The sequence below is a fragment of the bacterium genome, assembly GCA_016873475.1.
Classification (GTDB): Bacteria; Krumholzibacteriota; Krumholzibacteriia; order JACNKJ01; family JACNKJ01; genus VGXI01.
Genome location: VGXI01000112.1, coordinates 1 through 10,279 on the forward strand (window position 1 = coordinate 1; position 10,279 = coordinate 10,279).

9 protein-coding genes are annotated in these 10,279 nt (G+C 69.6%); 3 read left to right on the forward strand and 6 right to left on the reverse strand.

What is annotated here, in order from left to right; translation table 11 throughout:
• Positions 1 to 1,109 precede the first annotated feature (1,109 nt).
• Positions 1,110 to 2,507 carry a GTPase gene (locus tag FJ251_09860; protein MBM4118023.1) on the reverse strand — a complete coding sequence of 466 codons (1,398 nt, stop codon included), beginning with the start codon at positions 2,505 to 2,507 and terminating at the stop codon, positions 1,110 to 1,112.
• Between the two features lie 93 nt (positions 2,508 to 2,600).
• Between FJ251_09860 and FJ251_09865 the strand changes: the two genes are divergently transcribed.
• Positions 2,601 to 3,581 (forward strand): MBL fold metallo-hydrolase, encoded by a 981-nt coding sequence (locus FJ251_09865; protein ID MBM4118024.1) that lies wholly within the window; start codon positions 2,601 to 2,603, stop codon positions 3,579 to 3,581.
• Here FJ251_09865 and FJ251_09870 read toward each other — a convergent pair.
• Positions 3,571 to 3,975 carry a hypothetical protein gene (locus FJ251_09870; GenBank protein MBM4118025.1) on the reverse strand — a complete coding sequence of 135 codons (405 nt, stop codon included), beginning with the start codon at positions 3,973 to 3,975 and terminating at the stop codon, positions 3,571 to 3,573. The two genes, FJ251_09865 and FJ251_09870, sit on opposite strands and share 11 nt — an antisense overlap.
• A gap of 82 nt (positions 3,976 to 4,057) precedes the next feature.
• Entirely contained in the window at positions 4,058 to 5,311 is a 1,254-nt protein-coding gene (locus FJ251_09875; protein MBM4118026.1) for a hypothetical protein, read from the reverse strand.
• Positions 5,312 to 5,647: 336 nt separating this feature from the next.
• Between FJ251_09875 and FJ251_09880 the strand changes: the two genes are divergently transcribed.
• Both FJ251_09880 and FJ251_09885 read left to right on the forward strand, forming a co-directional pair.
• Positions 5,648 to 6,337, forward strand: a complete 690-nt coding sequence (locus FJ251_09880) for a hypothetical protein (GenBank protein MBM4118027.1) — start codon at positions 5,648 to 5,650, stop codon at positions 6,335 to 6,337.
• Between the two features lie 254 nt (positions 6,338 to 6,591).
• Positions 6,592 to 7,278 carry a hypothetical protein gene (locus FJ251_09885; GenBank protein MBM4118028.1) on the forward strand — a complete coding sequence of 229 codons (687 nt, stop codon included), beginning with the start codon at positions 6,592 to 6,594 and terminating at the stop codon, positions 7,276 to 7,278.
• Positions 7,279 to 7,372: 94 nt separating this feature from the next.
• Here FJ251_09885 and FJ251_09890 read toward each other — a convergent pair whose 3' ends face one another.
• The 3 genes from FJ251_09890 to FJ251_09900 form a co-directional block, all read right to left on the reverse strand.
• Positions 7,373 to 7,978 carry a hypothetical protein gene (locus FJ251_09890; GenBank protein MBM4118029.1) on the reverse strand — a complete coding sequence of 202 codons (606 nt, stop codon included), beginning with the start codon at positions 7,976 to 7,978 and terminating at the stop codon, positions 7,373 to 7,375.
• Positions 7,979 to 8,119: 141 nt separating this feature from the next.
• Positions 8,120 to 9,046: a hypothetical protein gene (locus tag FJ251_09895; GenBank protein MBM4118030.1), complete on the reverse strand. Its 927-nt coding sequence runs from the start codon at positions 9,044 to 9,046 to the stop codon at positions 8,120 to 8,122.
• Between the two features lie 32 nt (positions 9,047 to 9,078).
• Positions 9,079 to 10,279 (reverse strand): hypothetical protein (locus FJ251_09900; protein ID MBM4118031.1); only part of this gene is annotated, 1,201 nt, incomplete at its 5' end.

Here is a 10,279-nt window from a genome sequence, read left to right on the forward strand (position 1 = left end):
CACTTCCTCGACCGCAAGCAGGCCGAGGACCGCCGCTGGGAGCACGAGGAGCCGGTGCTGGCCACGCCCCTGCCGCCGGGCGCGCGCCTGTTGCGGCAGCCGGTGCTGCGAGCGCCGGGCCAGGACACCGAGCAGGTGCTCAGCCTCGAGCTCAGCGACGCCCTGCCGGCGCCGGAGGCGATGGCGGCCGCGCTGCGGGCCCTGCTGGAGGACTACCGTCTCGGGCGCGAACTGGGCGAGAGCCGCCTGCGTCTCGTCGGGCCGATGGCCGCGGCCTTCGCCAGCGGTCTGGCCCAGCGCGGCGAGGAGCGCGCTCCCGCCGAGCGCCTGCGCATCCTCGGGTCGCCGCTCGCGCTGCGCCTGCCCTGGGAGCTCCTGCCCAGCGCGCGCGAAGGGGTCTGTCTGGGCGAGGGCCACCTGCTGACGCGAGGCACGAACTTCCTGCACTTCCGGCGGCGCAACCTGCGCCCCGGGACCGACGGCCTGCGCACGAGCCTGCGCGTCGTCGGCGAGAGCGGCGCCGCGCGGCGCCTGGCGCAGGGCATCCAGGAGCTCGTGGAGACGCGCGGCCTGGAGGTCTACTGGGCCACGGAGCAGGAGGCGACGGCGCGGATCATCCATTGCCTGGACGCCGCCGCTCTCGAGAGCCTGCTGGACGAGGGCCGGCCGGACTGCGAGCTGGTGGTGCTCGAGCTGCCGCCCGGCCACGAGACCGAGCTCGCGGAGCTGGACCCGCTCGGCGAGCGGGCCGGCGTGCTGCTCGCGCACGGCTGCCGCCATGTGCTGGCGCCGCTCGCGCCCTTCCGCGAGGTCGGCGAGCGCGACGCCTTCCGGGCCGCCCTCTACGAGCGCCTGCTCGGCGGCGCGATGGTGGGCGAATCGCTGCAGTACGCCCAGCGCGTGGTGATGGAGAGCCAGGGCGCGGATGCGGGCTGGTGGCTCTACCGCCTCTTCGGCCAGACGGACTGCGCACTCCTGCCGGCTCGCGCGCGCGGGCGGGACGGCGCCACGCTGGTCACCCCCTGATCCCCTGCTGATTCCTTCACAGCCTGCCAACAAGAACGCCGGGGCCGATGGGCCCCGGCGTTTTCAGCGGCAAGCTGCGGCGCTCAGTGCTTGCTCTTGTCCTTGCTCTTGTCCGCGCCCTTGGCCGCGTGGTCGTGCTCGTGCCCGCAGTCGCAGGCGTCGCCGAGCTGCTGCAGGAAGGCGGCGATCACGTCGTCCATGTCGGGGCGACCGATCTCGTCCAGCTCGTAGGTGACCCGGGTCGAGGGCTTCGCGATCTTCATGATGCGGCGCAGGTCGATCGGCGTGCCGATGATGACGGCATCGCACTCGACGGCGGCGATCGTCGCCTCGAGATCCGCCTTCTGCTGGCCGCCGTAGCCCATCGCCGGCAGGAGCACGCCGATGTCCGCGTACTGGGCGAAGGTCTCCTGGAGCTTGCCGACCAGGTAGGGCCGCGGATCCACGGGCTCGGCGCCGTACTTGAGCGCGGCCACCATGCCGGCGCCCAGCTTCATCTCGCCGTGCGTGAGCGTGGGGCCGTCCTCGACCACCAGCACGCGCGCCCCGGCGATGATCTCCGGATCCTCGACGGTGATCGGGCTGGCGGCGTCGATGACCAGCGCATCGGGGTTGACCTCGCGGATCGTGGCGCGCAGGCTCTCGATCTCCTCGAGATTCGCGCTGTCGATCTTGTTGATGACGATGACGTCGGCCTGGAGGAGGTTCGTCTCGCCCGGGTAGTAGCTGATCTCGTGGCCGGCGCGCAGGGGGTCGACGACGGTGATCAAGAGGTTCGGCAGGAAGAAGCTGGTGTCGTTGTTGCCGCCGTCCCAGAGGATCACGTCGGCTTCCTTCTCGGCCTCGCGCAGGATCGCCTCGTAGTCGACGCCCGCGTAGACGACGTGCCCGGCGGCGATGTGCGGCTCGTACTCCTCCATCTCCTCGATCGTGCAGTCGTTCTTGACGAGGTCCTCCAGTGTGGCGAAGCGCTGCACGGCCTGCTTGACGAGGTCGCCGTAGGGCATCGGGTGGCGGACGGCCACGACCTTCTTGCCGAGGTCCTTGAGGATCTCCATCACGCGGCGCGTGGTCTGGCTCTTCCCGCAGCCGGTGCGCGTGGCGCAGACGGCGATCACCGGCTTCGCGCTCTCGAGCATGGTGTCCTGGGTGCCGATCAGCGTGAAGCTCGGCCCCATCGCATTGACGAAACTCGCGGCGTGCATGACGTGCTCGTGCGTGACGTCGCTGTAGGCGAAGACGACCTCGTCGACCTCGTGCTTCTCGATCAACTCGCCGAGGCGTTCCTCCTCGACGATGGGGATGCCCTTGGGATAGAGCGCGCCGGCCAACTTGGCCGGGTAACGGCGGCCCTCGATGTCCGGGATCTGCGTGGCGGTGAAGGCCACGACCTCGACGGACTCGTTGTCCCGATAGAGGCAGTTGAAGTTGTGGAAGTCGCGGCCCGCCGCGCCCATGATGACGATCTTCTTGCGTGTCATGGAGTGGACCTCGGATCAGGGCCGAGTCGCGTCCACGCCACCGGAAGGGGCGCGGGAAGACCCCGCCAGGAGTTCGCAACGCGTGCATGATAAATGGGTTGCAAGCCGTGTCAAGACGCCGGCCGGCGCTTTCGCGCCTTGCGCTGCCGCGCGCGGCTGGCTAAGGTGTTGCCCATGCACAACATCCTGGCCGGCTACTCGAAGGCGCTCTATGCGTCCTGGTTCTATTACAAGCCCGCGCGCCTCCTGCTGGACGCCGGCGAGGGCATCATCCACTCCCTCGGCAAGCGGATCTTCGGCATCCGCAAGGTCTTTCTCACGCACGGCCACGAGGACCACATCGCCGGCCTGCCCAGCCTGGTCAACCTGCGCAACCTGAGCAACGGCGATCGGGAGATCCCGCTGGCCGTCCACTATCCGGCCGGGGACCCCTTCATCGGCTACCTGCGCGAATACCTCGACAAGAAGCAGCGCCACCGCCTGCAGTACGCGCTGAGCTGGCAGGAGCTGAAGCCGGGCGCCAGCGTGGAGCTGGAGGTCACGCGGCGCGCCACGCGGGTGACGGCCTTCGCGGTCGACCACACGCGCGGCTGGCAGAGCCTGGGCTATCGCATCGAGGAGCGGCGGCAGGCCCTGCGGCCCGAACTCGCGGGCGCGGATCCGCGGGAGGTCAAGGCGCTGATCCACGCGCGCGGTCGCGAGGCCGTGGTGGAGACGGTCTGGCACCCGCTGCTGGTCTACACCGGGGACACCCAGCCGCTCGCCGATCCCGCGCCCTGCCGCGGCGCCGACCTCCTGCTCATCGACTCCACCTACCTCGACGCCGAGGAAATGGCGGGCAGCCGCCATGCCAACGTGGACGCGAGTTTAGCCACCGCGGCCGCCGCGGGCGTCAAGCACCTCGTGCTGATCCACATGTCGGGGCGGCACCTGAAGCGGGAGATCCTCGACGCCATCGACCGCGCCGCGGCGCGACACGGGCGACCGCCGCGCCTGGGCTACTTTTTCGAGGGGCGCTACCTGGAGCTGCGCGGCAGCGAGAACGGCGACGGGGACGGCACCCTCAGAGACTGAGGAGCTGGCCTGCCGTCGCCTCGGCGAGGAAGCTCGCCGCGCCGGCGATACCGTCGACCCGCTCCGCCAGTGCCTGCGCATCCAGGCCCATCATCTGGATCGTTGCCGAGCAGGCGTAGAGCTTGAGCCCTTGGCGCCGCAGCCCCTGCAGGCTCTCGGCGATGGGCGGCTGGCCGGCCAGCGCGGCGGCGGCCGCCGCCGGCACGCCGGCGGGCAAGGGCGCCGCATCCAGGGTGCCGGCCGCGAAGCGGCCCATCGCCTCCCAGGTGAGGAAGAGGCTGGCCGGGCGACCCAGGGCGAGCGCGGCGGCAGCGAGGTTGAGGGCGGCCAGCGCGCGATCGCGGCTGCCGCTGATCAGCAGGATGCTCAGGCTGGGGGCGTTCGCGTCGACCATTCCCACCTCCGGGCGCTCCGGACTCCTTCTGCAAGCGACTTCGAAGCGGAGCGAGCGGGAGGGCCGCAGCACCGGCTCTACGTCAGATGTTCTTCAACACCGCGCTCTGCAGCGTGATGTAGTGGGCGTTGCCCGCCGTGATGATGCGCGTTTCGCGGCGATCCTCACGCGGGTTGCGCCGGTCGATCAGCAGGAAGGGGCGGGCCGCCAGGCGCATGTCGATGATCGCCCGCTCGCTGGCGCCGGCCGCCATGTCGAGGATCTCCTGGATCTCGGGCTTGATGCTGGCGCGCGCGATCGCGAAGCTGAAGTCGCTGGTGCCGATCAGGTAGCGGTCGATGTCGTTCGTCACGTTGCCCGTGACGCTCACCGTCTGGCCGAGCATCCAGCCGAAGGTGCCGTCCTCCTCGGGATCGGCGTCGCGTACGCGGACATAGGCGCCCTGGGCTTCGGTGTCGAGCGCGTCCACGCGGTGGGGTGCGGCGCCGGCCACGGGCACCTTGCCGAGGTAGCGCAGCTCGCCCTTGGGCGCGACGAGGTCCTCGCCCACGTAGATGCCGGCGAGCGTCAGCGCTCCCTGCCGCGTGTCCACGCGCAGGGTGACGGGCGCGTTGTCGTGCGCCTCGATGGAGGCCTTCAGGTTGCCGATGCCGTCGATCTGCACGAAGAAGCCGCCTTCGAGGATCACCCGATTGCCGCGGATGTAGAGGGGCCGCTTGATGATCAGCTTCGACTGGTGCGTGTAGGCGGGCCTGATGAAGGTGGCCAGGTAGTTCTGGCCGACATGGGGCGTCTCGGCGGTCTTCATGATCGCCTGCAGGCTGCGCGGAACGTAGTGGTCGGCCCGGGCGATGTAGACCGCGCGGGCGACGATCGCGAGCAGCACGAGCGCGCCGAGGCGCAGGCCCAGCCCCTTGGCCAGCGCCTTCGGGCCCTGCTTGTAGAAGGGCAGGTTCGACTCGATGATGTGGGTGAGTTCCTCCGTGAACTGGTCCTCGAAGGTCAGGGCGCGGCGGGCCTGTTCCGTGCTCGGCAGGTGCTCGGCGCCGATCTCGAGCGCGGCGCCCTTCGTCTCGTCGATCAGTTCGCGCAGCCGGACGAGGCGGCCCACCTGGCAGGTGAAGCAGAGCTCGGGGCCGGTCGCGCCCTTCTTCACGAAGTACTCGTCGTTGCGGAGATCCTCGTAGCCCTCCATCCGCCGCAGGGCCTCCTCGCCGCGGAAGAGGTTCAGCTTCTCCTGCAGCAGCTTCTCATCCTTGCCGCTGAACGCGCGGATGCGGACCTGGTAGTCCTGTCCCTGCTTGTAGATAGAGATCCGCATGCGGGATTCGGCCATCGGGCGCACCTCCGCCTTCCAGGGCTAGGCTGCGTGGGGCGAGGGGGGAGTCGTAAGCCGGGGCAGTCTAGCGCAGGGTTTGCGCGAATGCAACCGCTGCGGCCAATTCACCCCGCCGAGCGCCCGGCCCGGCGCCGCGATCGGCCGTGCTGGCCGGGGCCGGCGCGCCGGCGCTAGCGGCCTTTTTACAACATGTTACATCTGTGCGCTGGATCTGACGGCCCGGTTCTGCTAGACTCGATGGGTTCTGAGAATCGCACTCGGGCCTGAGTCCGGATCACCTCGGGTTGCGCTTCATCCTGCCTGACATCATTTGCTCCTCAAGGAGGACACCCAATGCTGAGAAAGCTAGTTGTTGCGCTCGCCGTCCTGGCGATCGCGGCGCCGGCCTTCGCCCTCGTGGCGTCGAAGGACGGCTCGCTGGTCACCACTCCGAACAGCAATCCCGTCGAGCAGCCGCTGGGCGATCGCGCGGATGTCGAGTACAACACGGGCGGCGCCATGTTCACGCCGGCCACCTCGAACGGCTCCGCCTCCGGCTGGGCCTACTACACGATGCACGTCTACACGAACGGCGCCGCCCAGGACATCGAGCTCCTCGAGCTGGGCTTCCCCACCAACGAGTACAGCAGCGACCCCATCGTGATGCCCGTCGAGTGGAACGTGGATCTGAACAACAACAACATCCTCTCCATCGTCAACCCCTACAGCCATGCCTGGGACGGCGTGGGCACCTTCTATCCCGCGGGCCTTCCCAACACCTCGCCGCCGTCCGTGTACAGCGTCATCGACGTCTCGGCTGCCAACCTCGTGCTGCCCGCGGGCGTCGCGATGGTCTGGGGCTACGAGAATGCCGGCCTCTGCGGCCAGATCAGCTACAACGGCGTCGAGACCGTCGGCTGGTACGTGAGCTACTGGGACAGCGATGCGCCCTACGGCCGCACCGGCCTGCAGCAGTTCACCGCCGACTACCTGACCACGGCCGCCGAGGAGGCGACCCTCAGCCAGGTGAAGAGCCTCTACTAGTCCCTAGCGGAAGCCCTTCTCGGAGATGCCATTCTCGCCAGGACCCCCGGCCGACGGCCGGGGGTCCTTATTCTTTGCCTCGCGCTGGGAATTCCCGAGGCTGGGCTCCGGTTCGGCGCAGAATCTTGCCAGCCGCGGGTGCGGATATGGTACACTGGTCCCAGCCGTTCGACCGCCCCTCGCCCGCATGCAGGGCGGGGGCAAGGGTCGACAGACGTCTGAGCAACGACAGCAACCTTCTCCTGGAGGAGACCATGTTGAAAAAGCTATTCGTGGCAGTTGCCGTTCTGGCGCTCGCCGCGCCGGCCTTCGCCCTCGTGGCCTCGAAGGACGGCTCGGTGGTGACCATTCCCAACGGCACGCCGGTGGACCAGCCCATGGGCGATCGCACCGATGTGATGTACAACACGGGCGGTGCCTGGGACACCGTCTGCACGAGCAACGGCTCCGCCTCCGGCTGGAGCTACTACCAGATGAACGTCTGGACGAACACGACGGGCGAGCCGCAGACCCTCGTCGAGCTGGGCTTCCCCACCAACGAGTACAGCAGCGACCCCATCGCGATGCCGGTCGAGTGGAACGTCGATCTGAACCAGACCAGCATCTACAACATCATCAACCCCTATAGCCATGCCTGGGACGGCGTGGGCACCTTCTACCCCGCGGGCGCCCCGGATACCTCGCCGCCGACCGTCTACTCCATCATCGACTGCAGCGGTGCGGGCCTCGTGCTCCCCGACACCCAGTCGATGGTCTGGGGCTACGAGAATGCCGGCCTCTGCGGCCAGATCAGCTACAACGGCGTGGAGACGATCGGCTGGTACGTGAGCTACTGGGACAGCGATGTGCCCTACGGCCGTACCGGCGTGCAGCGCTTCAAGTCGGTCGGCTTCACCGCCGCCGAGGAGAGCAGCCTGAGCCAGGTGAAGAGCCTGTACTAGGCTCCCTTCGACTGCGACCCTGCAGTCCATTGCCTTTGCAGCACGCGGGACCCCGGGCGACCGGGGTCCCGTTTTTGTGGGCGAACCAGGGGAATCAGTCGCGCGGAGCCGGCGCGACGGCCCCCGCGCTGTCGCCGGCGGCCGCGCCGGGCGGCGCGCCCGGTGCGGCGCTGGGCGGATTCGCGGCCGGCGGCGTCCACTCCCCGGGCAGGCGCGGCGGCTGGCTGAGGAAGGCGGGCAGCCCGTTCTCGTCGCGCAGGATGCGCCCGCGCTCGTAGACGTAGAAGTCCGTGAACTGCGTGGCCGTCGAGCGCAGGTAGAGATGTCCCTCCGGCGTCATCTCGAGCACCCAGTCGGCCGGCGTGCCTGCGGGATCCGCCGTGAGGCTGAGCTTCCCGTCCGCCGTGCCGGTGATCACGAAGGGAAAGCGCTTCGTGTGGCGGCCGCGTGAGTAGGTGATGAGGCTGTCGCCGATGCTCAACTCGATGATGCGGCTCATCGTGTCGATGTAGTTGTGCAGGGCGGCGGGATCCCGCTGGGGCAGATGCTCATCCGCCAGCGCGCGCAGGTAGCTGAGGTCGTAGTTGATGCGCCAGGTGCCGGTGTAGGGCGCGATCGGCGAGGTCTCGGTGGCGGCCGCAGGCGCGACCGTGGCCGCGAGCAGTCCGGCGAGGATCAGGCAAGGGGAGAGGCGGCGCATCGGCAGCTCCCTGGTGTGTGTGGCGAGGCCGGGTTCAAGCACGCGCGGTGCACCGGGTTCCCGGCCGCGGCCACACCTAAGCACGGTCCGCGCGCCGGATCAAGCGCCGGTCAGCGGCCCGCCGCGCGCGGCAGCGGCAGTCTAGGCCTCCCGCCAGCGCGGCACGAATGCCAGCAGGTGCGCGAAGCCGAGCTCCGCGAAGAGCGCGGCGCAGGCCGCCCGCTCGGCGCCGCTGTAGGCGAGGTCGGCCGGCCCGACGCCCAGGGGCAGGTCGCGGCGCAGCGCGACCAGCTCGCGCGAGAGGTAGGCCGCCTCCCGGTGCTCGGCCAGGCGCGTCGCCAGGCTCTTGGCGCCGCGAATCGGCAGACCGGGCACCTGGTCGAGCCCCGCGTAGATGCCATCCAGGCTGCCGAGCGCCTGGAGCAGGGCGGCGGCGCCCTTGGGGCCGACGCCCCGCACGCCGGGCACGTTGTCGCTGGCGTCGCCGGTGAGGGCCAGGTAGTCGACCATCTGCCCCGGCGCCACGCCGAACTGCTTCGGCACGGTGCGCGGCGTGAAGCGCTTGTTCCTGGCCGGATCGTGCACGCTCACCTGCTCGTCGACGAGCTGGGCGAGGTCCTTGTCGCCGGAGATGATGCGCACGCTAGAGCCCGCGGCGCGGCAGGCGGCGGCCAGGCTGGCGAGCACGTCGTCCGCCTCGTGGTCGGCCACCTTGAAGACGCGCAGCCCAAGCGCCGCCGAGATCGCTTCGCACTGGGCGAACTGGGGCAGCAGGTCCTCGGGGGCGGCGCCGCGGTTGGCCTTGTAGTCGGGAAAGAGCGCGTTGCGGAAGCTCCGCGGCCCGGAGTCGAAGACGACGGCCAGATGGCTCGGGCTCTCGCGCACGATGAGGCGCAGCAGGAAGTCGAGGAAGCCGAAGCTGGCCCCGGTGGGCTGGCCGCCGGGGGCGGTCCGGGGGGCCTGGCTGTAGTAGGCCCGGAAGATGTAGGCCATCGCATCGACGAGGGTGACGGTCTCGGCCACGGGCTCCTCCTGGCAAGACGATGGGGGCGGCGGCGCCGCCCCCATCCTAGCAAGCCCGGGCTGGCGAAGGAAGCCGGCTACTGGCCGACCAGCCACCACGCGAGGTCGACTTCCTCGCTCCAGAGCTGGGGATCGCCCTCGCCGTACTCGATGCCCTGATCATCCCTGTGCACGAGACCGAGGCCGGGGCAGTAGAGGTCGGTCTCCTCGCCCTCTTGCACCAGCTCGGGGTCGCCGATCGTCAGGCGATGCATCTGGTAGCTCAGCGTCACCTCCGTGCAGTCGGGGAAGATGTAGTCCCCCTGCCGCCCCGCGGGTGACCAGCGGCCGCCCCGCGTGCGGTCGATGGGGGGCGCGTAGTCGAGGCCGGTGTCCGTCACCTCGATGGAGTAAGTGACCCGCGCGTTGTTGCCGTCCAGGGTGAAGAGCGCTTCGCCCGACCAGCTGCGGCCGAGGTTCAGCGGGAACCTGAGCCACGCGATGGGCGGCGAGAAGCTGAAGCTGGTCGAGCCGCCTTCGCCAAACTCGGTGCGGCCGTCCCAGTAGAGCGTGTCGCTGGTGCGCGAGTAGTGGCTGACCTCGTCCAGCTCGCTGGGGTCGTCCGGCTGTCGGCCGGGAGGCGGCGACGGTTCACGCCAGCGCGTGAGATCGAAGTCGCCGCCGCCGACGTTCTCCGCCTTCATCAGGTACCGGTGCTCCCAGGTATCGCCGCCGCCCGACCCCTCGCTGTAGTACTCCCACCAGTCACCGATGCCGGCGGGGAAGAAGTCCGCGCTGCCGCTGGTCGTGAAGCTGTAGAGGGGCGGGTCGCTGCTCCAGTTGCCGGCGAGATCCTGGAAGGGGCCGAGATCCACCCACAGCCTGCAGCCAGTCGGCAGGCGCAGGAGCGGCACGGTGAGCTGGGTGCCGTCGGCACTGATCGAGGGATCGTCGTAGACGAGAGCGTAGAGGCGCAGGTCGATCGCCAGCGGCTCGACCGAGTCGGTGATGGGCTCGGAGAAGGTGATCACGATCGCGCCGACGTCGGGGCTCACGCCCGTGGCGCCGTTGGCCGGGCTGTAGCCGACGATGCTCGGCGGCGTGTTGTCCTCGCCCGTGCCGGTGGTGAAGCTGAAGACGTAGTCCTCGCCCAGGGTCTCGCCGGGGCCATGGGCGGCCGCGCTCTCGTCGATTGTGACAGTGTAGGTCGTGCTGGCCGCCAGGCCACTGGTGAAGTGCACCTCCATCACGATGCCGTCGAAGTCAATGGCAGGGGTCACGTAGGGGGAGATGCCGAAG

Excerpts from the sequence above, each read along its gene's own strand:
- FJ251_09865 (MBM4118024.1), top strand. The coding sequence starts at position 2,601 with ATGGGTTGCAAGCCGTGTCAAGACGCCGGCCGGCGCTTTCGCGCCTTG.
- FJ251_09860 (MBM4118023.1), bottom strand. The coding sequence starts at position 2,507 with ATGACACGCAAGAAGATCGTCATCATGGGCGCGGCGGGCCGCGACTTC.
- FJ251_09885 (MBM4118028.1), top strand. The coding sequence starts at position 6,592 with ATGTTGAAAAAGCTATTCGTGGCAGTTGCCGTTCTGGCGCTCGCCGCG.
- FJ251_09875 (MBM4118026.1), bottom strand. The coding sequence starts at position 5,311 with ATGGCCGAATCCCGCATGCGGATCTCTATCTACAAGCAGGGACAGGAC.
- FJ251_09880 (MBM4118027.1), top strand. The coding sequence starts at position 5,648 with ATGCTGAGAAAGCTAGTTGTTGCGCTCGCCGTCCTGGCGATCGCGGCG.
- FJ251_09895 (MBM4118030.1), bottom strand. The coding sequence starts at position 9,046 with ATGGGGGCGGCGCCGCCGCCCCCATCGTCTTGCCAGGAGGAGCCCGTG.
- FJ251_09870 (MBM4118025.1), bottom strand. The coding sequence starts at position 3,975 with ATGGTCGACGCGAACGCCCCCAGCCTGAGCATCCTGCTGATCAGCGGC.
- FJ251_09890 (MBM4118029.1), bottom strand. The coding sequence starts at position 7,978 with ATGCGCCGCCTCTCCCCTTGCCTGATCCTCGCCGGACTGCTCGCGGCC.